The 22636-nt window shown below is 56.1% G+C and carries 22 protein-coding genes; 8 read left to right on the top strand and 14 right to left on the bottom strand.

The features are described from left to right. Positions 1-2: 2 nt before the first annotated feature. Positions 3-554: a 1,6-anhydro-N-acetylmuramyl-L-alanine amidase AmpD gene (ampD, locus tag LU196_RS10985; protein WP_232759322.1), complete on the bottom strand. Its 552-nt coding sequence runs from the start codon at positions 552-554 to the stop codon at positions 3-5. 179 nt (positions 555-733) lie between these two features. On the opposite strand from ampD, the gene nadC reads away from it, so the two are divergent. From nadC to hofC, 4 genes are all read left to right on the top strand, one after another. Further along, complete coding sequence (gene nadC, locus LU196_RS10980; protein ID WP_232759321.1) at positions 734-1630, top strand: carboxylating nicotinate-nucleotide diphosphorylase; 897 nt, start codon at positions 734-736, stop codon at positions 1628-1630. 160 nt (positions 1631-1790) lie between these two features. Beyond that, the gene (gene ppdD / locus LU196_RS10975) at positions 1791-2234 is read left to right on the top strand and encodes a prepilin peptidase-dependent pilin (protein WP_232759320.1); all 444 of its coding nucleotides are present in this window, start codon (positions 1791-1793) and stop codon (positions 2232-2234) included. Continuing rightward, positions 2234-3622, top strand: a complete 1389-nt coding sequence (gene gspE, locus LU196_RS10970) for a type II secretion system protein GspE (protein ID WP_232759319.1) — start codon at positions 2234-2236, stop codon at positions 3620-3622. Before ppdD ends, gspE begins: the two co-directional genes overlap by 1 nt. Further along, positions 3615-4814 (top strand): protein transport protein HofC, encoded by a 1200-nt coding sequence (gene hofC, locus LU196_RS10965; protein WP_232759318.1) that lies wholly within the window; start codon positions 3615-3617, stop codon positions 4812-4814. Before gspE ends, hofC begins: the two co-directional genes overlap by 8 nt. Before the next feature lie 31 nt (positions 4815-4845). Here hofC and LU196_RS10960 read toward each other — a convergent pair whose 3' ends face one another. Continuing rightward, on the bottom strand, positions 4846-5886 hold the full coding sequence (locus LU196_RS10960; protein ID WP_232759317.1) for a GMP reductase: 1041 nt from the start codon (positions 5884-5886) through the stop codon (positions 4846-4848). 218 nt (positions 5887-6104) lie between these two features. Here LU196_RS10960 and coaE point away from each other — a divergent pair, with 218 nt between their 5' ends. Genes coaE through yacG form a run of 3 tightly spaced genes read left to right on the top strand, consistent with a single transcriptional unit; the run spans position 6105 to position 7667 of the window. Next, on the top strand, positions 6105-6713 hold the full coding sequence (coaE, locus tag LU196_RS10955) for a dephospho-CoA kinase (RefSeq protein ID WP_232759316.1): 609 nt from the start codon (positions 6105-6107) through the stop codon (positions 6711-6713). A gap of 4 nt (positions 6714-6717) precedes the next feature. Continuing rightward, on the top strand, positions 6718-7461 hold the full coding sequence (gene zapD, locus LU196_RS10950; RefSeq protein ID WP_232759315.1) for a cell division protein ZapD: 744 nt from the start codon (positions 6718-6720) through the stop codon (positions 7459-7461). Positions 7462-7469: 8 nt separating this feature from the next. Further along, positions 7470-7667 carry a DNA gyrase inhibitor YacG gene (gene yacG / locus LU196_RS10945; RefSeq protein WP_232759314.1) on the top strand — a complete coding sequence of 66 codons (198 nt, stop codon included), beginning with the start codon at positions 7470-7472 and terminating at the stop codon, positions 7665-7667. A gap of 25 nt (positions 7668-7692) precedes the next feature. Here the strand turns inward: yacG and mutT are convergent, their stop codons facing one another. Next, complete coding sequence (mutT, locus tag LU196_RS10940; RefSeq protein WP_232759313.1) at positions 7693-8088, bottom strand: 8-oxo-dGTP diphosphatase MutT; 396 nt, start codon at positions 8086-8088, stop codon at positions 7693-7695. Positions 8089-8273: 185 nt separating this feature from the next. Here mutT and LU196_RS10935 point away from each other — a divergent pair, with 185 nt between their 5' ends. After that, positions 8274-8660 (top strand): response regulator, encoded by a 387-nt coding sequence (locus LU196_RS10935; RefSeq protein WP_232759312.1) that lies wholly within the window; start codon positions 8274-8276, stop codon positions 8658-8660. 46 nt (positions 8661-8706) lie between these two features. Here LU196_RS10935 and secA read toward each other — a convergent pair whose 3' ends face one another. The 11 genes from secA to murD all read right to left on the bottom strand — a co-directional run bounded on the left by secA (position 8707) and on the right by murD (position 22636). Further along, entirely contained in the window at positions 8707-11412 is a 2706-nt protein-coding gene (gene secA, locus LU196_RS10930; RefSeq protein ID WP_232759311.1) for a preprotein translocase subunit SecA, read from the bottom strand. Positions 11413-11485: 73 nt separating this feature from the next. Further along, positions 11486-11986, bottom strand: coding sequence for a secA translation cis-regulator SecM (gene secM, locus LU196_RS10925; RefSeq protein WP_232759310.1), 501 nt, complete (start codon positions 11984-11986; stop codon positions 11486-11488). A 269-nt stretch (positions 11987-12255) separates the two neighbouring features. Further along, complete coding sequence (lpxC, locus tag LU196_RS10920) at positions 12256-13173, bottom strand: UDP-3-O-acyl-N-acetylglucosamine deacetylase (protein ID WP_232759309.1); 918 nt, start codon at positions 13171-13173, stop codon at positions 12256-12258. A gap of 101 nt (positions 13174-13274) precedes the next feature. Then, positions 13275-14429, bottom strand: a complete 1155-nt coding sequence (gene ftsZ, locus LU196_RS10915; RefSeq protein ID WP_232759308.1) for a cell division protein FtsZ — start codon at positions 14427-14429, stop codon at positions 13275-13277. 70 nt (positions 14430-14499) lie between these two features. Next, a complete protein-coding gene (gene ftsA / locus LU196_RS10910; protein WP_013507861.1) occupies positions 14500-15756 on the bottom strand; it encodes a cell division protein FtsA in 1257 nt (418 codons plus the stop codon). After that, positions 15753-16592, bottom strand: a complete 840-nt coding sequence (gene ftsQ / locus LU196_RS10905; protein WP_232759307.1) for a cell division protein FtsQ — start codon at positions 16590-16592, stop codon at positions 15753-15755. Before ftsQ ends, ftsA begins: the two co-directional genes overlap by 4 nt. A 1-nt stretch (position 16593) precedes the next feature. Next, a complete protein-coding gene (locus LU196_RS10900) occupies positions 16594-17514 on the bottom strand; it encodes a D-alanine--D-alanine ligase (protein ID WP_232759306.1) in 921 nt (306 codons plus the stop codon). Next, positions 17507-18982, bottom strand: coding sequence for a UDP-N-acetylmuramate--L-alanine ligase (gene murC, locus LU196_RS10895; RefSeq protein ID WP_232759305.1), 1476 nt, complete (start codon positions 18980-18982; stop codon positions 17507-17509). The genes LU196_RS10900 and murC overlap by 8 nt, the downstream gene beginning before the upstream one ends. 68 nt (positions 18983-19050) lie before the next feature. Further along, the gene (gene murG / locus LU196_RS10890) at positions 19051-20109 is read right to left on the bottom strand and encodes an undecaprenyldiphospho-muramoylpentapeptide beta-N-acetylglucosaminyltransferase (protein ID WP_232759304.1); all 1059 of its coding nucleotides are present in this window, start codon (positions 20107-20109) and stop codon (positions 19051-19053) included. Continuing rightward, complete coding sequence (gene ftsW / locus LU196_RS10885; RefSeq protein WP_232759303.1) at positions 20106-21320, bottom strand: cell division protein FtsW; 1215 nt, start codon at positions 21318-21320, stop codon at positions 20106-20108. Before ftsW ends, murG begins: the two co-directional genes overlap by 4 nt. Further along, a complete protein-coding gene (murD, locus tag LU196_RS10880) occupies positions 21320-22636 on the bottom strand; it encodes a UDP-N-acetylmuramoyl-L-alanine--D-glutamate ligase (RefSeq protein ID WP_232759302.1) in 1317 nt (438 codons plus the stop codon). The genes ftsW and murD overlap by 1 nt, the downstream gene beginning before the upstream one ends.

The following is a 22636-nucleotide window of genomic DNA, read 5'->3' as shown; positions in this document are numbered from 1 at the left end:
TTTCAGGGATTCTCCTGCTTAAGGGAATGGTGATAGCGCGCCCAGTCAAAAGCGGGACCTGGATCGGTTTTCCGCTGCGGCGCGATGTCGCTGTGACCCGTGATACGATCGTGCGTCAGCGGATAATATTGCATCAGTAGCTTACTGACCTGCTGCAATGTCTGATATTGCTCGACGGTATAAGGCAGCGTATCCGTGCCTTCAAGCTCAATCCCGATGGAAAAATCGTTGCAGTTTTCCCGACCATTAAATTGTGAGACGCCTGCGTGCCATGCGCGCTGGTCGAAGGAGACGTACTGCACCAGCTCACCGTCGCGGCGAATCAGGCAGTGTGCTGCCACGCGCAAATGCGCAATCTCAGCAAAATAGGGATGATCGTCCGGCGAGAGCGTGCCGGTAAAAAGCCTGTCGATCCACGGCCCGCCAAATTCACCCGGCGGTAAGCTGATATTGTGAATCACTAACAGCGACGGCTTTTCATCGTTGGGTCGCGCATTAAAATGCGGCGACGGCACCTTGCGCGCGCTGGTCACCCAGCCATCTTCGAGCTTCATGACATTTATCCTGCACCAAATCTGGCTGAGAATACCATGATTCAGAGCAGGCGCTTGCGACATAATGCGGCAAGGCAGCCATGTTTAGTATACTAAACAATTTTCTGCCATAAGCTGGAAAAGGACGTTCTTTCGGGCTAAGGTGAGGGCTCCTCACCCTACCCTGAAGAGAGAACAGCATGGCGTCACGTCGTTACGATCCTGCCCAACGCCGGCAAACACTGCTGAAAACTATCGCGTTAGATATCCCAGAAACCGTACGTGCTGCACTGCGCGAGGACTTGGGCGGTGAAGTCGATGCCGAACGCGATATCACCGCGCAATTGCTGGACAAGCGCGAACAGGCGCATGCGCAGGTGATAACGCGTGAAGCGGGTGTTTTCTGTGGTAAACGCTGGGTGCAGGAGGTGTTCAGGCAATTGGGCCAAAGCGTTGAGATTATCTGGCATGTCGACGACGGGGAGAGCCTCGCACCAGAACAGCGTCTGTTTGAGCTCAAGGGCCCCGCGCACATCCTGCTCACGGCTGAACGCACGGCGCTGAACTTTGTGCAAACGCTCTCTGGCGTGGCGACCGAGACGCGGCGCTATGTCACCTTGCTGGCAGGTAGCACCACACAACTGCTCGATACCCGCAAGACTTTGCCAGGTCTGCGAAGCGCCCTGAAATACGCGGTGCTGTGCGGCGGCGGCGGCAATCACCGTCTGGGGCTAGCAGATGCCTTTCTTATTAAAGAAAACCACATCATTGCCTGCGGCTCGGTGCACGCGGCGGTCGCCAAAGCACAGCAGTTACAGCCTGATGTGCCCGTAGAAGTTGAGGTTGAAACGCTGGGAGAACTGCAGGAAGCCATTGACGCTGGCGCAGACATTATCATGCTGGATAACTTCAGTTTTGCCATGATGCAGCAGGCGGTCGCGCTGACGGCGAACCGCGCGCTGCTTGAAGTGTCTGGTAATGTTACCGAAGCCACGCTGCCACGCATTGCGCAGACCGGCGTCGATTACGTTTCGGTGGGCGCCCTGACCAAACATGTGCACGCCCTGGATCTGTCGATGCGCTTTCGCCCCCGCTAACGCTACGCTCAGTAAAACGCCGAGGCCTCTTCCAAAATTTTGCTGAGCGGTATGCAATCCATCACCTTTATTTCGTGACGTTTCCCACTCCGCGTGCGCGTCACTTTTCCTGTTGATCGCCCTTCTTTACCGTAGCCGCTCCCACACAAGGAGCCTACGCATGGACACACAACGCGGTTTTACCCTGATTGAACTCATGATTGTGATTGGCATCGTCGCCATTCTCAGCGCAATTGGTTTACCCAGCTATCAACGCTATCTGCAGCGCGCCGCCCTCACCGACATGCTGCAAACGATGCTGCCGTACAAAACCGCCGTCGAACTCTGCGCGATCGAGCGCGGTGGGCCAGCGCAGTGCCAGGGGGGCGCGGGTGGTATTCCGGCAGCAAAAGGTTCGCGCTACGTGGCCTCGCTGAGTGTGGCAAACGGCGTCATCAGCATGACGGGGCAAGAGAGCTTAGCAGGCTTGAGTGTCGAAATGACGCCGAGCTGGGATGAAACGGAAGGCGCGGTTAACTGGCAGCGCAGTTGCAGTAGCGCCAGCCAGAGCCTACGCGATAGCTGCCTTGAACAGTTCCGCTTTGCTGACAAAGAGGTGAACTGATGGCCGACTGCACCGCAGCGCTGTACGCCTTGTGCGCACGACAGCACGCACTGATTTTACAGCACGACGCCACGCTACTGCGCGTGGCGATGGCGAAGGCGCCCGATCCACAACTGCTGGAAGCGCTACGCTTCGCCAGTCAGTGCGAAGTGGAGGTGGAGTGCTGGCCTGCCGCTCGCCTGGAACAAGCGCTGCATGCCAAGGAGAGCACTGACGCACCGCGTGAACAGCGTTCGGCTGAATCGGCAATTGCCGCAGTGGATCAGATTTTGCGGCAGGCGCTTCAGCGTCGCGCTTCTGACGTACATCTGGAACCACAGCGCCATGGATTACGCGTTCGCCTCCGCATTGATGGCGTCCTGCATGCGCTACCCAATCCGCTGGACGCTCAACCCTCGGCGGTCCTGGCACGGCTGAAAATTTTAGGTGGATTAGATATCGCCGAACGACGCCTGCCGCAGGACGGGCAGTTTACCCTCGACATTGATGGCTCCCACGCCGCTTTTCGCCTCGCAACATTGCCGGTTAATCGCGGTGAAAAGGCCGTAGTCCGTTTGCTGCAAAGTGAAAACAGCGCCCTCACGTTGGACAAGATCGGCATGCCCGCCGTCCAGCTTCGCCTGTTCAAAAATGCCTTACTGGAACCGCAAGGGCTCATTTTAGTAACCGGCCCCACTGGCAGCGGTAAAACCTTCACGCTGTACAGTGGGCTCAATGCGCTTAACGTGCCCGAAAAAAATCTGTGCAGCGTCGAAGATCCGGTGGAGATACCGCTGGAGGGGATCAATCAAACTCAAATTCAGACGCGCAGCGGCCTCGACTTCAACCGGGTGCTCCGCTCGCTGCTGCGGCAGGATCCCGATGTCATTATGGTTGGCGAGATTCGCGATGCCGAAACCGCTCAGATTGCCGTGAAAGCGGCACAAACCGGGCATCTGGTCCTTTCTACTCTGCATACCAACTCCACGGCGGAGACGTTAACGCGCCTGCGACAAATGGAGATTCCGGGCTATCTTCTCGGACCCGCGCTGCAGCTGATCGTTGCGCAGCGCCTCGTCAGGCGATTGTGCGTACACTGCCGCAAACCGGCACAGGCCATTGCCCATTTGCCCCACGGCATGTGGCCTGGCACCTTGCAAACCTGGCGAGCCCCCGGCTGCGATCACTGTTTTTCGGGCTATTACGGGCGCCTGCCGCTGTTCGAAATGTTACCCATGAGCAATAAGCTCAAAAATGCCGTGTCGGCGGAAATGCCGCTGGAACATGTGCTGTCGCTGGCGCAGGAGCAAGGCATGAAAACGTTGCTGGCGGCCGGGCTGGAAGCCGTCAGCCGCGGCGATACCTCTTTTGAAGAGATGCAGCGCGTGGTCGGTTGCAGCGATGGCTAATCTTGAGCATTTCCACTGGCAAGCGCTGGATACCATGGGCACGTTACAGCAAGGCGAATCGCTGCAAGCTAATCAGGAGGCATTGCTCAACCACTTATCCGATCGCGGTATGCTGCCAGTGAGCTGGCAGCGGGTGAGACGTTGGCGTGTACGAGACTGGACGTGGCAGCAAAAGATTGATTTCGTCCGTCAGCTGGCGACGCTGCTTAAAGCGGGTCTGCCGCTGGCGGAGAGCCTGCTGCTGCTGGCGGAAGGTCATCCCCACGCAGGTTGGCGCGTCCTGCTCAACGCTTTGCAGCAGCAAGTCATGACGGGCCTTCCTTTTTCGCAGAGTCTGCAACAATGGCCGCAGATCTTCCCACCGCTGTTTGCGGCGCTGATGCAGGTGGGTGAGCTTACCGGGCAGCTCGACGAATGCTGTTGCCAGCTGGCTCAGCAGCAAACCCAGCAGCTGTTTCTCAGGCAGAAAGTCATGAAGGCGCTGCGCTACCCGTTGTTTATCCTGCTCGTGGCGCTGGCCGTGAGCGCCGGTATGCTGCTGTTTGTCTTGCCGGAGTTTGTCGCCGTCTATGCCAGCTTCGATGCACCGCTGCCTGCCTTTACCGCAGTCGTCATGTCGCTGTCTGCCCTGCTGCAGCAGGCGGCCCTGCCGCTGGCGGTTGTGCTGATTATACTGGTGGCAAGTGGATTGCAGATCTACCGCCGCTCGACGCCGTGGCAGAAACGCCTGCAGCGAGGCGTGCTGCGTATACCTTGGCTTTCTGTACTGTGGCGCGGTGGTCAACTCAGTCAGATCTTCGCCATCCTGCAGCTCACACAGCGTGCCGGGTTGACGCTGCTGCACAGTTTACAGGCGGTGGAAACGACGCTGCTCTCAGCGCTGTGGCGGGAGAGTGTGAGTGCTCTCCAGCAGCATATTGCTGCCGGCATGCCGATGCATCAGGCATTGGCGCAGGATGAACTGTTCACACCGCTTTGCAAACAGCTGATCCGCGTGGGTGAAGAGGCCGGTGCGCTCGACGTGATGTTTTCACGACTCGCGGAGTGGCATGAGGCGCAAACGCTGGCGCGCGCAGATAACCTCGCCGCTGCGCTGGAGCCCGCAATGATGATCGTGATTGGCGGCATTGTGGGTACGCTGGTAATTGCCATGTACTTGCCCGTATTTGGCCTGGGAGACGCCATCCGTTAAGCAGGGGCGTGCACGCACCTGCTTAACGCAATTAGCGATTAAAAACGCGATTTTCCTGTTCGGCGACCCGGATAAAGGTGGTGCGCTTAGTCAACTCCTTCAAACGGGCAGCGCCGACGTAAGTACAGGCCGAACGTAATCCGCCGAGAATATCTTGCAGCGTTTCTTCAACCGGGCCGCGCAGTGGAAGACGGACGGTTTTGCCTTCGGCCGCGCGATAGTGCGCAACGCCCCCCACGTGACGCTTCATCGCTGATTCTGAACTCATGCCGTAAAAGAGCATAAATTTCTCTCCGTGCTCCTCGACGACCGTGCCCTCACACTCATCGTGTGCCGCTAACATACCGCCCAACATGACAAAGTCGGCGCCGCCGCCAAAGGCTTTTGCAATGTCCCCCGGTACGGTACATCCCCCATCGCTGACAATTTGCCCGCCCAGCCCGTGTGCGGCATCGGCGCATTCAATCACAGCAGAAAGCTGTGGGTAGCCGACGCCCGTTTTGACTCGCGTCGTGCACACTGAGCCGGGGCCAATTCCCACCTTTACGATATCCGCACCGGATAAGATCAGCTCCTCGACCATCTCGCCGGTGACGACGTTACCCGCACAGATTGTTTTATCCGGATACCTTTCACGTGCGCGCTGAAGAAACGTTACGAAATGCTCGGAATAGCCATTCGCCACATCAATGCAGATAAAATTGAGCTGCGTAGAGAGCGACAGGATCGCGTTTAGCTTGCTGAAGTCCGCGTCAGATGTGCCGGTCGACACCATGACATTACGCAGCACGTTATCAGGTACACGCTGAATGAACGTTTGCCACGCCTCCACGCTGTAATGTTTATGGACCGCAGTGAGCACATCCCTCTGTGCCAGGGCTTCCGCCATGGTGAAGGTCCCTACGCTATCCATATTAGCGGCAATCACGGGCACGCCAGTCCAGCTGTGATGGGTATGTTTAAAGGTATAAGTGCGCGCCAGTTCAACCTCGGAGCGACTTTTCAAGGTAGAGCGTTTAGGACGGATCAATACATCTTTAAACCCCAGTTTTACATCTTCTTCGATACGCATAGTACGATGTCCCGATGAGTGATGGCGAACCACAGTCTGGGCCAGTCTCACCGCAGCGATATCGGCATCATGCGTGCCATTTGCCCGGCAACAAGACTGCGAATTTCACTTAATTTACGCTACAATCGCTTAAATTTAGCTGAGAAAAATGATGGTAGTCATGATCTCATGCTCCTGCGGAAATGCTCCGCCCGATGACGCTATTCTGAGAGAACGTTATGCCTTTTACCGTAGCACTCACCGGCGGAATAGGCAGTGGTAAAAGCACCATTGCCAACGCGTTCGCCGCGTTAGGCGTCGATATTATTGATGCCGATGTGATTGCCCGCGACGTGGTCGCTCCTGGTACGCCTGCGCTTGAGGCGATTGTCCGCCGACATGGTGACGCCATTTTGACCGCAGAGCGTACGCTTTACCGTGCCAGATTGCGGGAGATTATTTTCCAAAATCCACGCGAGAAAAATTGGCTCAATCAACTGCTTCACCCTCTCATTAACGCGCGCACCCAGCAGCTTAAATCCCAGGCACGCTCACCTTATGTGCTGTGGGTCGTGCCGCTGTTAGTGGAGAACGGCTTACAGCATCAGGCTGACCGCGTGCTGGTTGTGGATGTTGATGAGGCCACCCAGCTGCAGCGAACCCAGCAGCGCGATGGCGTGACGCTTGCACAAGCCAAAAATATTTTAGCCGCCCAGGCCAGCCGGGAGCAGCGTTTAGCCTGTGCGGACGACATCATTGATAATCGTGGCACACCCGAAGAGGTGTTGCCGCGTGTTGCTGAACTTCACCAGCGCTATTTACGCCTGGCGGCAACCAGACAGGATTAACACCATGAGTACACCGGTTCTTTTTGAACATCCCCTAAATGAAAAGATGCGCACATGGCTGCGCGTTGAGTTTCTGCTTAATCAGCTGCATGACAGCGTTCCCATCAGCCATTCGGTCTCCGCATTAGGCGTGTTCCGCTGCCTCAGCGATCTACTGGATATTTTTGAGCGGGGCGACATGCGCACCGAATTGCTCAAGGAGTTGGACAGGCAGCAGCAAAAATTACGTGCATGGCTGGACGTGCCCGGTGTGGATGAACAGGCGGTCAAAGGGTTAAGCCAGCGTCTTAAACAGCAATCTGCAGAGCTACTCAGTGCACCACGCATGGGTCAACAGCTGCGCGAGGACCGATTAATCGCGCTGGTGCGTCAACGCCTGAGCATTCCCGGTGGATGCTGTAGCTTTGATTTACCCGGATTGCACATTTGGCTACATCAGCCGCAGGCGATGCGCGATGCGCAAGTCAACGGCTGGCTGGACTCCTTGCTGCCGCTGCGCAACAGCCTGTCACTTATTCTCGATTTAATCCGCCAGTCCGGGGTGTTTCGCCATCAAACCAGCCTGAATGGTTTTTACCAGGATAACGCCGAAGGGGCTGACCTGCTGCGCTTGCAGCTGTCGCTGGAAGAGGCGCTTTATCCGCAGGTTTCAGGCCATAAAAGCCGCTACGCCATTCGCTTTATGCCGCTGGATACCGAGCGTGGTGAAGTACCTGCCCGATTGAACTTTGAACTGGCCTGTTGCTAGAGGGTGTTATGCAGGAAGAGATGATTGTTGTACCTTGCCCAAACTGTCAGAAAGACGTGATGTGGGACGAATTGAGCCCGTGGCGACCATTTTGCAGCAAACGCTGTCAACTTATCGACCTCGGCGAATGGGCGGCAGAAGAAAAGCGCATTCCCAGCGAGAGCGATCTGACGGACAGCGATGGCTGGAGTGAAGAACAAAACTGACGTTTAAGGGGCACTGCCCCTTTGGTTATATTTCACCCGCCACCAGCTTGGCGATCAGCGCATGGTTAGCGGCAGGAAACTCTTCTGCCACTAAATCTCGCTGCGCCACCCAGCGCTGTGGCTGCCCTTCCCGACCATAAGGTTCACCCTGCCAGCCCTCAACCAAAAAGAAATGCAGGGTCACGCGCAGATCGTCGTAGCTATGGTCTGCCTCGCCTAGCGCTTGCGCGCGCGTCACGTCAATGCCGGTCTCTTCCATCAGCTCGCGCTTCAAGGCCTGTTCAGGTGTTTCGTTGTCTTCGATCTTCCCTCCAGGAAACTCCCACTTATTGGCCATATAGGAACTGGCTGAACGCTGGGCAAGAAAGATTTGCTGATGGGCATTGCGAATGATACCCACCGCGACTTGCAGGTGTTTCATAAACTGGATTCCGCTGTTATTCAAAGAGCGCCGATTCTAAAACAGACGCCGCTGGATGTTAACCGTGCCGCCTTCAGGCGGGCACGTGCTGGGCTTAATAATGAATTGAGACAGGTCGTAATGCTTTCCGGTCGCCGCACCGTGAATACTCACCGCCAGTGTATTCACCGCTTGGCCAGACAATCATGGAATCTTCAAAACCGTTTACCTTGACGCAGGATGCCCCGAAACAGTTAAACGTCATGCGTCATCTCGTGTTTCACGATATCTTGACGCTGGATACAGCCAATAACACGCTGACCTGGCATCGAGGCAACACGATCATCCCATTAAACGAATCGCAAAAACGTTTTTTTTCCTGCCTGTTACTGCGCATCACGTCTAAACGGCAGATTATCGCTACCGTCTGGAACGAAAATTACCCCTGCGTGAGCGACAATAACTATCACCAGCTGCTGTTTCAAAGTCGAGCGCTTTTGAAACGCCACGGTTTGCCAGACGGTTTACTGATCACCATTCCTTATCACGGCGTACGCCTGAACGAAGAAAAGCTGATGTCACTGGCGAATTAGGTTTTTGCTGCGTAAAAAAAAGGAGCCCGAGGGCTCCTTTTTTCAATCAGGCCAGTCGGCCATGACACTGTTTGTATTTTTTGCCTGAGCCGCACGGACAAGGATCGTTACGCCCCACTTTGCGCTCTCCGCTCTGTGAAGCCAAGGATGCGGCTGCAAGTACTTCATCATCTGCATGACTCAGCTGCTGCTGCTGCGCCAGACGTTCAGCTTCTTCACGACGCTGTTGCTCCATCGCTTCCACCTCCTCCGGCATACGCACCTGCACTTTGCTCAGCGTGCTGATGACTTCATATTTCAGCGACTCCAGCATTGCAGCAAACATGGCGAAGGATTCACGTTTGTACTCTTGCTTGGGATCTTTTTGCGCATAGCCGCGTAAGTGAATGCCCTGACGCAGGTAGTCCATGGCGGCAAGATGCTCTTTCCACAGCGAATCCAGGGTTTGCAGCATCACGCCTTTTTCGAAGTTGCGCATCATATCGGCGCCCACAACCTCTTCCTTCTCCGCATAGTTTTCGCTCGCGCGCTGCATAATGCGCTCACGCAGCGTCTCTTCATGCAAATCAGGCTCTTTATCCAGCCATTCGGCAATGGGCAGATCGAGGTCGAAATCGTTGCGCAAGCGCTCCTCTAAGCCCGGCACATCCCACATTTCCTCCAGCGACTGCGGTGGAATGTAGGTATCGATGGTGCTTTTGAAGACATCCTCACGGATGCTGTTGATGGTGTCAGATACATCAGAAACATCCAGCAGTTCGTTACGCTGGCTGTAGATAGCTCGGCGCTGGTCATTAGCGACGTCATCATATTCCAGCAGCTGCTTACGAATGTCGAAGTTACGGCTTTCTACTTTGCGTTGCGCATTGGCAATCGCTTTGGTGACCCACGGATGCTCAATGGCTTCACCCGGTTTCATGCCTAACTTACGCATCATATTGGAGACGCGATCGGAGGCAAAGATACGCATCAGCGCATCTTCCATCGACAGATAGAAACGTGATGAACCGGCGTCCCCCTGGCGACCTGCGCGGCCGCGCAGCTGGTTATCAATACGGCGCGATTCATGACGTTCTGTACCGATAATATGCAAACCGCCTGCTGCCAACACCGCATCGTGGCGCAGCTTCCAGGCCTCTTTGATGGCTTGGATTTGCTCTTCGGTAGGTGCATCCAGCGCGGCCACCTCTGCCTGCCAGCTTCCACCCAGCACGATATCGGTACCGCGACCTGCCATGTTTGTTGCAATGGTCACTGCGCCAGGCTGTCCCGCCTGAGCAACAATGTCCGCTTCACTCGCGTGGAACTTGGCGTTCAGTACGCTGTGCTTGATGCCTGCGCGCGTCAGCTCACGGGAAACCACTTCCGATTTTTCAATCGAGATGGTACCCACCAGTACCGGCTGGCCTTTTGCCGTGCAGGTACGGATGTCTTCAATAATGGCGTCGATCTTCTCTTTTTCGGTCATGTAGACCAGATCGGCCATATCTTTACGCACCATAGGCCGGTTGGTTGGCACGACGATGGTATCGAGCTTGTAAATGGAGCTGAACTCAAACGCTTCGGTGTCGGCGGTTCCCGTCATACCCGCCAGCTTCTCGTAGATACGGAAGTAGTTCTGGAAGGTGATGGACGCCAGCGTCTGGTTCTCGTTCTGAATGTCGACGCCTTCTTTGGCTTCAACGGCCTGGTGCAGACCGTCTGACCAGCGACGACCTTGCATAGTACGCCCGGTGTGCTCATCAACGATGATGACTTCGCCGTCTTTCACGATATAGTCGACGTCGCGCGTAAACAGCGCGTGGGCACGCAGGGCTGCCGTGACGTGATGCATCAGCATGATGTTGGTTGGGGAGTATAGCGACTCGCCCTCTTCCATGATGCCCTGGCTAACCAGCAACTCTTCAACCTTGACCAGACCGCGCTCTGTCATGTGCGCCTGACGGGCCTTCTCATCAACCCAGAAATCACCCTCACCCTGAAACGTGTCAGAGTCTTCCTTTTCCTGACGAACCAGGTGAGGAATGATCTTGTTCACTTTGATGTAGAGATCGGAGCTGTCTTCCGCTGGCCCCGAGATAATCAGCGGGGTACGCGCTTCATCGATCAGAATGGAGTCGACTTCGTCCACCAGCGCATAGTGCAGTTTACGCTGTACACGCTCTTCCGGGCTGAACGCCATGTTGTCGCGCAGATAGTCAAAACCGTATTCGTTGTTCGTGCCGTAGGTAATATCGGCTGCGTAAGCGGCACGCTTGGCGACGGCAGGCATGCCCGGCAAGTTGATGCCGACGCTCAGACCGAGAAACTCAAACAGCGGACGGTTATTTTCGGCATCACGCTGCGCCAGGTAATCGTTGACGGTCACCACGTGTACGCCTTTGCCGGTGAGGGCGTTCAAATAGGCTGGCAGGGTAGCGGTGAGCGTTTTACCTTCACCGGTACGCATTTCGGCAATGCAGCGTTCGTTCAACACCATGCCGCCGATCAGCTGAACGTCAAAATGGCGCATGCCAAATACGCGCTTGCTGGCCTCACGCACGGTGGCAAACGCTTCCGGGATGAGACTTTCAAGGCTTTCGCCATTTTTCAAACGCTCGCGGAACAGGTCAGTCTTGCCTTTTAATTCATCATCAGAGAGTTTGACGAAATCCGGTTCCATTTTGTTGATGGTATCAACCACTTTGCGCATACGGCGCAGAGTACGATCGTTACTGCTGCCAAAGACTTTGGTTAAAAGCTTGATTAACATGTTAATTTCTCGATTCAGTCGTGATAACACGAACTGCAAAAATCAAATATAAAGAGGCGAAAAAAAGAAGCAGTTAAGCGTTGAACGGCCCGGCGCGGATACCGTGCGCAGCCGCCAGCCAGTTGGCAGCAGAAGAAGATGGGAATGAAAACGTGCGCGGCGCAGCCTGTAACGTGGGGGTGACATCGGGCTGCGCGGGAGAAATCAGCAGGGCCTGTAATGAGTCAATCAGCGCCAGTTTCTGCGCGGCCAGCGGTGCCGCACTGGCGCAGTGCAGTTCGCCACAGGGCGCCATGCTGAATGAGAGATGGCGAATCACGGTGCGAATGGCATGCTGATGCCAGTAGTCCACGTTGACACTGGGTCGACGGGCCGTTTCCTGCAGGCGAATCAGGTGATCAAAGTGAACAACGTTGCCGACAAACAGGCTGCTGATGGGTGAGTCATTGGACGTGGGCTCGGCGTTCTGCGCGCAGGCAGGCAGGCCAAAACTGGCAGCTACCATGCCCAACAGGAGATGAGGCCAGAAGTAGCGCCTGCCTAATTGTCGCCAGCGTGAAAAAATCCCGATCACAACCTGTCCACAGTGAATAAAAAGATAAGCGGCTAAATGTTGTTAGCCCCGCTCATACCAGCGCAAGATAATAGCATCTATGTCGCATCTCGACAGTACTGATTAGCGGACTTACGCGGGATTTCGCGTTTATTTGCGCAGGCTTTCACCAGTGGACAAGACTCATGCGAGTCAGCACGGCAGAAGGAAGTACAATGGGGAGAAATAAAAAAACGGCGCACTGCGCTGGCCGGAGAGAGTGCCAGGCAACACGCCGTTTTTTGTCTGACTTACGCCAGCACCAGATTAGGGGCTTTGAAGGCCAGCGGCAATTCAGCTTCGTCTTCGAAGGTCGCCCATTCCCAGGCTTCCTGCTTGGCGAGAACCGCTTGCAGCAGTTTGTTGTTTAACGCATGGCCCGATTTAAACGCACTGAATGCGCCAATGATGTTGTGACCACACATAAACAGGTCGCCAATCGCATCAAGCATTTTATGGCGAACAAACTCGTCTTCAAAACGCAAACCGTCTTCGTTGAGCACGCGGAAATCGTCGAGACCAATCGCACAATCTAAGCTACCGCCCAGGCACAGGCCTTTAGACTGCAGATATTCGATTTCACGCATGAAGCCAAACGTGCGCGCGCGGCTGATTTGGCGAACAAACGCATCAGCCGAGAAGTTCAGTTGGTAACGTTGTGAACTTGAATCAATGGCCGGATGCTTGAAGTCGATAGTGAAGTCGAGTGAAAAACCGTTGTACGGTTTAATCTCGGCCCACTTATCGCCGTCTTCAACACGAATCGCCTGCTTAACGCGCACGAATTTTTTGGCGCTGTTAAGTTCCTGCACGCCTGCGTCCATCAGCAGATAGACAAACGGCGCAGCGCTGCCATCCATGATCGGGATCTCAGGGGCATCAACTTCGACAATGATGTTATCGATGCCAAGACCCGCAAGGGCAGCATTCAGGTGTTCGACCGTAGAAATACGCACGCCGTCATCATTCACCAGGCAGGTACTCAGCATGGTGTCGCGCACGTATTTTGCATCAGCCGGAAAATCAACCGGTGGATTCAAGTCAGTGCGACGATAGATGACCCCGGTGTTAGCCGACGCAGGGCGTAATGTCAGCGTGACTTTTTTGCCGGTATGCAAACCGACGCCAGTCGCCTGAACAATACGTTTTAATGTCCTTTGTTTGATCATCGCATTATCTCGCAATATTACCCATCCGACCGCCAGTATAAATCACCGGCGGGCGAACACTTTAGCACAAAGAGCGGGGAACCCCAATTCTCAGGATATTCTTAATCGGCCTGTTTACGCAGGAAGGCCGGAATATCCAGATAATCAGGTTCTTTACCCGAGGCTGCAGGTTGGTCGTTAACCACTTTTGCCGCCGGCTTCTGCTCTTGTGGCAGAGGCGCCATACCGTGCTGCTGGTAACGGTGGTCCATAACGGGCTGCGAAGCAGGCTTGTTAGTGACCAAAGTAATTTCTGGGCGCTTGTCCATGCCAATACCGGTTGCTACGACGGTCACGCGCAGTTCGTCGTTCATCTCTGGATCCAGAGAAGTACCGATGACGACCGTGGCATTGTCTGAAGCGAAAGCACGGATGGTGTTACCGACGGTTTCGAACTCATCCAGACGCAGATCAAAGCCGGCAGTGATGTTGACCAGTACGCCGCGCGCGCCAGAGAGGTCGATATCTTCCAGCAGCGGACTGGAGATCGCCATTTCTGCCGCTTCTTCCGCACGATCTTCGCCGCAAGCCACGCCGGAACCCATCATGGCGTAGCCCATCTCAGACATCACCGTACGCACATCCGCGAAGTCGACGTTCATCAGGCCCGGACGCGTAATCAGTTCCGCGATACCCTGTACAGCCCCTTTCAGCACGTCGTTGGCCGCACCGAAAGCGTCCAGCAGAGAGATGCCGCGACCCAGCACTTTCAGCAGTTTGTCGTTAGGAATGGTAATCAGTGAATCGACATGCTTAGACAGCTCGGCGATACCCTGCTCGGCAAAGGCCATGCGCTTTTTGCCTTCAAAGTTGAAAGGCTTAGTGACCACGGCAACGGTCAGAATGCCCAGTTCTTTTGCCACTTCGGCCACGACTGGCGCGGCGCCAGTCCCGGTACCGCCGCCCATGCCAGCGGCGATGAACACCATGTCTGCCCCATCCAGCGCAGAACGCAGTGCTTCACGATCTTCTTCCGCTGAAGTACGACCGACTTCCGGGTTTGCACCCGCACCGAGACCCTTAGTGATGTTGGTCCCGATTTGAATCGTCTGGCCGACCGCCGTTTTACGCAATGCTTGCGCATCGGTATTCACAGCAAAGAATTCCACACCTTCGATACGCTCGCGTACCATGTGCTCTACGGCGTTGCCACCGCCACCGCCGACGCCGATGACTTTAATCACCGCGTCATTGGTTAATTCCATAGGTTCAAACATGATTTCTCTCCGTTATGTGCCTGTCGCCTGGAGATCATAAACATTGCCACCATGATCTCCTTTAAAAAAATTAGAACTCTTTCTTCAGCCAGCTATTGATACGCTTGAACCAATTGCCCACTGAAGCACGTTTTTCCGTTTCTGCGTCACCGTTCATGTGTGACTCTTTACCATAGTGCAGCAGGCCAACCGCCGTTGAGTAATACGGCTCCTGTGCATAATCGGTAAGCCCGGTAATATTTAACGGCTGACCGATACGTACCTGCGTGTGAAACACGCGCTGGGCGCAGGCGGCTAAACCTTCAATCTGCGCCGCGCCACCGGTTAATACAATGCCGGCAGCAAGATGGTGTTTAACGCCCTGCTGGCGGAGCTGCTCTTGCAGCTGCAAAATCTCGTCATTCACTAAATTCAACAGTTCGGTATAGCGCGGCTCAATCACCTCAGCCAGCGTCTGACGCTGTAAGCTGCGCGGCGGACGTCCACCCACGCTCGGGACTTCGACGTTTTCGTCTTTGCCCACAATCGAACCCAGCGCACAGCCGTGACGCACTTTGATGGCCTCTGCGTCAGTCGGCGGCGTGCCAAAAGCGTAAGCGATGTCGCTGGTCACCACGTTCCCCGCGTAAGGGATCACTTTGGTGTGGCGCAGCGCGCCGCCGGTATACACCGCGATATCCATTGTACCGCCACCGATGTCCACAACACAGACGCCCAGCTCACGTTCGTCTTCAGTCAGTACGGAGAAGCTCGACGCCAGCCCGGCAAAAATCAGTTGGTCAACTTTAAGGCCACATCGTTCAACCGCTTTCACGATATTTTTCGCCATGTCGTTGTGACAGGTGATTAAATGCACTTTTGCCTGCATGCGCACGCCGGAAAGCCCAACCGGATTCTTGATGCCTTCCTGATAATCGATGGCATATTCCTGTGGAATCACATGCAGAATACGATGTTCGTCACGCACGCGTACGGATTTCGCCGTATGTACCACGTTCTCTACATCATCCTGAGTCACTTCTTCTTCCGAAATCGGAACCATCCCGATTTCGTTCTGACAACTGATATGTTTGCCCGATAAAGCAAGGTAAACCGAAGAAATCTGGCAGTCCGCCATTAACTCAGCCTGGTCAATCGCGCGCTGTACGCATTTCACGACTGACTCAAGGTCATTTACGCCGCCTTTATCCATACCGCGAGACGGGCAGCTGCCCACCCCGATAATGTTGACCATACCATCGGGCAGAATTTCCCCAACCAGGGCGGCAACCTTCGCGGTGCCGATTTCGAGTCCTACTACCAGTTTTCTGTCCGTTGCCTTGATCATTGTGGTTTAGCCTGTGCCTGGTTTTGTTGCTGATTACTGTCCTGTTGCTCCAACGGCAGCGCAGCCCAGCCAACGGCGGCTCCGGAGTCGTAACGCAAATCAACGTAGGTAACACGTCGGTTTTGACTCTGGCCCTGCTGCTGCAACTCCGGATAGAGCTCAATAAAGCGGTTCAGACGCTTCATGGTATCGCTGCGCCCCAGTTCGATCCGTACATCATCGCTGGTGACCAGCTGCCATGAGCGCCGCGCCGTCATCGACGCGACCTTCAGGGTAAACTTGTTGGCACGGAGCACGTCGCTCATGTTGTGATAACCGGCCAACACCTCTTTTTCACTGCCTTCCGGACCATACAACATCGGCAACGTTTCTTTGCCGAGGTGGCTGGTCGGGACGCTGAAGGAGACGCCATCGGCGTCGACCATGTGTGAATCATTCCAGCGTGCAACCGGAACGTACTCCACCAGGTTTATCTTCAGCTCATCAGGCCACTGCTTACGCACGCTGACCTGTTTAATCCACGGTAAACGCTCTATCTGCTGCTGAATAATATCCACGTCCTGCGACATGAACGTACCCGGTGCGCCCAATGACAAAATGGCCTGGCGGATATCGTCATGCGTGGTGTAATGCGTGGGGCCCGTCACCACTAATTTTGACAGCGGCAAACGCGACGCATCGTTCATCCACTTCAACACCACCAAACCACCCGCGCCCATCACGCCCAGCACAATCAGCAGAAACACAATGCCAAACAGCCGTGCTCCATTACTGCGGCCGGAACGGGCCCGTTCTTGAGTTTCGCGATTTCGAACGCGCAGTGCTGCCTGAGACATATCAGTCAGCCAACTCCAAAATACGCGCCACCAGCTGCGGGAAACTGTAACCTGCCTGCTTGGCGGCCATCGGCACCAGGCTGTGGCTGGTCATTCCCGGAGACGTATTCACTTCCAGCAGATGGAAACGGCCTTCGCTGTCGGTCAAGACGTCAACGCGTCCCCAGCCGCTGCAGCCCAAGGCGCGCCAGGCAGCCAGGACTATAGACTGTAATTCTGCTTCCTGCTCGTCACTCAGGCCCGATGGACAGAAATACTGAGTATCGTCAGAAATGTATTTTGCTTCATAGTCATAGAACTCGCTGACGGTATTAATTCTGATTGAGGGCAGGATCTCATCTCCTACGATGCCAACGGTGTACTCTGCCCCACTCAAAAAGGCCTCAATCAGCACATCGTCATCGTGACGAAACGCTTCGTCCAGCGCCGCCGGCAGCGCGTCTGTGGTGTTAACACGGCTGATGCCGACGCTTGACCCTTCACAGCTGGGTTTAACAAACAGCGGCAGGCCGAGTTGCTCAATGGCCTGGCGGGTTGCGGCATCAAAGCCCTGCGCATAGTGTTGACGCGTGACCCAGACAAATTTGCCCGAGGGTAATCCCCTGCCCTGCCACAGCAGCTTGGTGCGCAATTTATCCATGGTAATGGCCGAGGCCATCACGCCGCTGCCGGTGTACGGTAGGCCGATAAAATCCAGCACCGCCTGCAGCGTGCCATCCTCACCGCCGCGGCCATGCAGGGCGATGAACGCTTTATCAAAGCCCAGCTGCTTTAACGTCAACGCTGAGGTATCACGCGTGTCCACGGCGTGCGCATCAATGCCCATTTCGCGTAGACCGTTTAATACCGCATTGCCTGACATCAGCGACACTTCACGCTCCGCCGAAGTGCCCCCCATCAACACCGCTACTTTTTCAGCCATGACGGGCCTCCGTGTTCAGCGCAGGCTGTAACTGAATGTCAGCCAATTTGCGCGCAATTTTACCGATGTTACCTGCCCCCTGGACGATAATCAGATCGTCACCCGCCAGCAGCGGTGCCAGTGCGTCCGGCAGCGCATCGTGGTCAGAGACCAAAATCGGGTCGACTTTCCCCCGGTTGCGGATTGCACGGCACAGCGAACGGCTATCTGCGCCGGGAATGGCCGTCTCACCTGCGGGATACACTTCCAGCATCAGCAGCACATCCACCTGTGACAGCACGTTGGCGAAATCGTCAAACAGATCGCGGGTGCGCGTGTAGCGGTGCGGCTGGAACACCATTACCAATTTTTTCTCAGGCCAGCCGGCGCGTGCCGCTTTGATCGTGACGTCGACTTCCGTGGGATGGTGTCCGTAGTCGTCCACCAGCATCGCGCTGCCTGGCGTCCCGTTGACCGCCTCGGTGTCAAACTCGCCCAGCACATCAAAACGGCGTCCAGTGCCCTGGAAGCTCTCCAGCGCGGCCAGAATCGCCTCGTCTTCAATGCCTTCCTCGCTGGCGACCGCCACGGCCGCCGCGGCGTTCAACGCATTGTGACGACCTGGCGCATTCAGCGTGACCTGCAGCGTCGGCTTGTCGTGACGAATAATCGAAAAATGCCCCTGCGCGCCGCGCTGTTCATAATTCTCTACGCGTACATCGGCATCGTCGCTAAAGCCGTAAGTGGTGATTTGACGCCCAACGCGCGGGATAAGATCGCGAATCACGACATCATCAACGCACAGCACTGCGCGCCCGTAGAACGGCAGGTTGTGTAAAAAGTTGATAAACGTCTGCTTCAAATTCTCGAAATCGCCCTGGTACGTGTCCATATGGTCGGCTTCGATATTGGTCACAATCGCCACCATCGGCTGTAGATGCAGGAAAGACGCATCGCTTTCATCCGCTTCGGCAATGAGATAACGGCTGGAGCCAAGGCGCGCATGCGTGCCTGCCGCTTTGACTAAGCCGCCGTTGACGAAAGTGGGATCTAAGCCACCTTCGGCATAAATACTGGTGACCATCGCCGTGGTCGTGGTTTTACCGTGCGTGCCGGCAATGGCGATGCCGTGCCGGAAGCGCATCAGTTCCGCGAGCATTTCAGCGCGGCGAATCACTGGAATACGCTGTTCACGCGCAGCCACCAGCTCCGGGTTATCCTGCGCCACGGCGGTCGACACCACCACGACGCTGGCGTCGGTGACGTTTTCCGGACGGTGGTTGAAATAAATGGTGGCGCCCAGCGACGTCAAATGCTGCGTCACCGCGTTAGGGGCCAAATCAGAACCGCTGATATGGTAGCCTTCGTTCGCCAACACTTCGGCAATACCGCCCATGCCAGCACCACCGATGCCGACAAAGTGAATGTGCCTGACGCGACGCATCTCGGGCACAATAGAACGCAGTTTTGCCAATTGTTGTGTATTCATCTGCCTCAATTACCTGTTTTCCTCTAGGTACCTGCTTTCAGGTACGGGGCCAGCGTGCGCCCATGAACCTATTTCGCGACACGTGCCACTTCTTGGGCCACGCGTTCGGTGGCATCGGGAATCGCAACCTGGCGGGCTTTTTCCGCCATAGTGATTAATGTGGCGCGATCCCACTGGCGTAGCGTGTCGGCTACTGCAGCCGCGGTAAATTGCGGCTGCTCGAAAATTTTGGCGGCACCAGCCTGTTCGAGCGGCAAGGCGTTCCAATATTGCTGGCGATCTTTATGCTGAAAGGGCACAAAGATAGCGGGCAATCCGGCTGCGGCAATCTCGCTAACCGTGAGCGCGCCAGAACGGCAAACCACCACATCAGCCCAGGCATAAGCCGCCGCCATGTCGTCAATAAATTCGGTGACCTTATGCTGCGCTTGGCCAACCTCGCCATATGCCTGCAGTACGCTTTCGCGCGCACCTTTTCCGGTCTGGTGCCAAAGCGTAATGGCGTCACCCAGTTCGGCTGCCACCTGCGGCACCACCTGGTTGAGAATACGTGCGCCCTGGCTTCCGCCAATCACGAGCACGCGTATCGGTCCCGTGCGCGAAGGCAAACGCGCGGCGGGCAGCGGCAGCGCCAGAACATCGGTGCGCACCGGGTTTCCTACCACCTCGGCGTTCGGAAACGCACCGGGGAAGGCCTGCATCACTTTGGTGGCAATTTTCGCCAGCCCTTTGTTGGTAAGCCCGGCAATGCCGTTTTGTTCGTGGAGCACCACCGGAATACCGCAGCTCCAGGCGGCCAGTCCGCCAGGGCCTGACACGTAACCGCCCATGCCCAATACCACATCTGGCTGCCAGCGCTTCATAATAGTGCGCGCCTGACGCCAGGCATTGACGATGCGGAACGGCGCCAGCAACAGCGCTTTCAGGCCCTTGCCGCGCAGCCCGCTGATACGGATGAAATCAATCTCAATGCCGTGCTTCGGCACTAAATCCGCTTCCATACGATCGGCGGTTCCCAGCCAGCGCACTTGCCAGCCCTGTTCCATCAGATGATGCGCCACTGCCAGGCCGGGAAAAACGTGTCCGCCCGTACCGCCCGCCATGACCATCAGCCGTTTGCCACTCATCGAGCACCTCGGGTAAACGCCTGCGCTTTCGCCAGGCGCGTTTCATAATCAATACGCAACAAGAAAACGATCGCCGTCGACATAATAATCAGGCTCGAACCGCCATAGCTGATCAGCGGTAGCGTCAGGCCTTTGGTCGGCAGCATGCCCGCTGCCGCGCCGACGTTAACCAGCGCCTGAAAGCTAAACCACACGCCAATTGAACAAGCGAGGAAGCCCGAAAAACGCTGGTCAATCTCCAGCGCGCGTCGGCCAATCGACATCGCACGAAAAGCCACGAAGAATACCATTAACAGCGCCAAAACCACACCGACATAACCCAACTCTTCACCAATGATGGAGAAGATGAAATCGGTGTGCGCTTCGGGCAAATACTCCAGCTTTTGCACGGAGTTTCCGAGCCCTTGTCCCCAAAATTCGCCACGGCCAAATGCCATCAACGATTGCGTCAGCTGGTAGCCGCTGCCAAAGGGATCTTCCCACGGATTCCAGAACGAGGTGACGCGGCGCATACGGTAGGGTTCGGCGATGATCAGCAAAATCACCGCGAAAATACCGGATCCGATAATCGCCAAAAACTGCCACAGCTTGGCACCGGCCAGGAACAGCATGGCCAACGTCGTGACAAACAACACCACCACCGTGCCGAGGTCAGGCTGGGCAAGCAACAGCACCGCCAGCACCACCATTACGCCCATGGGCTTACAGAAGCCCCAGAAGTTATTGCGGACCTCTTCAACCTTGCGCACCAGATAGCTGGCGAGGTAGCAAAACAGCGAGAGTTTCGATAACTCGGCAGGCTGAATACGCAGCGGGCCGAGCGCAATCCAGCGTGACGCCCCGTTTACCGAACTGCCCACCACCAGCACAATCAGCAGAAGCAGTACGGAGGTCATTAGCATGGCGTTGCTGTAGCGCTGCCAGAAATCCATCGGCACGCGCAGTGTGACCAGCGCCATACCAAATGCCAGCGCAATATAAAAGGCATCGCGCTTGGCGAAATAGAATGGGTCTTCATTCAGGCGTTGGCCAACAGGCATGGACGCCGACGTCACCATCACGAAACCAATGATGGCCAACCCAAACGTTAGCCACAGCAAGGTGCGATCGTAGAGTACGATCGGCGCATCGTCGCTTTCGCGCGCGCCCATTACCCAGTCTCTAAGCCGCAGCGATAAAAAATTGGCCAGCATGGCGCCCGGGATCCGCATCAGCCTAACTCCCGCGCCAGTTGCGCGAAGACGTCGCCGCGCTGTTCAAAATTGCGAAACTGATCCAGGCTCGCACATGCAGGGGATAACAGCACCATATCGCCTGCCGAAACCTGGGACGCAATCTGCGCGATTGCCTGCTGTAAGGTCTCGGTGCGCGTGGCGATATCCGGGCGCAGCGCGGCCAGCGCATCCCCATCACGGCCGAAACAGTACAGCCTCACGCGATCGCCCTGTAAGTAGCGCGCCAGCGGCGTAAAGTCAGCCGCCTTGCCATCACCGCCGAGCAGGAGCCACAGCGTGCCTTTCACCTGCAGGCCATTCAGTGCGGCTTCGGTACTGCCCACGTTGGTGGCTTTTGAGTCATTGATCCAGCGCACGCCTTTGGCTTCATGCACCAATTGGAAACGGTGCGCCAGCCCGCCAAAGGTGGTGAGTGCTTTTAGACTGGAGGCGCGCGGGATATTCACCGCATCCGCCAGCGCCAGCGCAGCCAGTGCGTTGGTATAGTTGTGCTGTCCCACCAGTTTCATTTCGTCGGCGTTAAGCACTTTCTCGCCTCTCACGCGCAGCCAGGTACTGCCCTGCTGCTGATTGAGGTGATAATCGCCGAGATTAATACCAAAGCTAACGCAGCGCGCGTCGACCCCACGGACCGGCATAGTCATCCCATCATCCGCATTGACGACGCAAACGCTGGCATGTTCATAAATACGCAACTTCGCGGCGCGATACTGCTGCATGCCCAACGGATAGCGATCCATGTGATCTTCCGTCACGTTGAGGATGGTGGCCGCGGCAGCTTTAAGGCTGTGGGTGGTTTCCAACTGGAAGCTCGAGAGCTCAAGCACGTATAGCTGAGCAGGCGATTTCAGTAAGGTCAGCGCGGGCAAACCAATGTTGCCGCCGACGCCTACCTGCCAGCCTGCGGCACGCGCCATTTCGCCCACCAGCGTGGTGACGGTGCTTTTGCCATTAGAACCGGTAATGGCGACGATAGGCGCTTGCGCTTCGCGACAGAAGAGTTCGATATCACCAATGATCTCAATGCCCGCATCGGCCGCTTCACTCAGCGCAGGATGCGCCAGCGCAATGCCGGGGCTGGCGATGATCAAATCCGCCGCCAATAGCCAGTCGCTGTTGATACCGCCAACGTAGCGCTCAACGGTATCCGGCAGTTTATCGACGCCCGGTGGCGATACGCGGGTGTCCATCACGCGCGGCGTTACGCCCTGCGCAAGAAAGAAATCAACACAGGACAGGCCGGTAAGACCCAATCCAATGATGACCACGCTTCTGCCCCGATAGTCAGCCAT

This window comes from Pantoea sp. Mb-10, from assembly GCF_021272205.1.
In the GTDB taxonomy this organism is placed as follows: Bacteria; Pseudomonadota; Gammaproteobacteria; order Enterobacterales; family Enterobacteriaceae; genus Pantoea.
The sequence above is the reverse complement of the archived record's forward strand: the minus strand, read 5'-3'. Positions and strand labels throughout refer to the sequence as shown.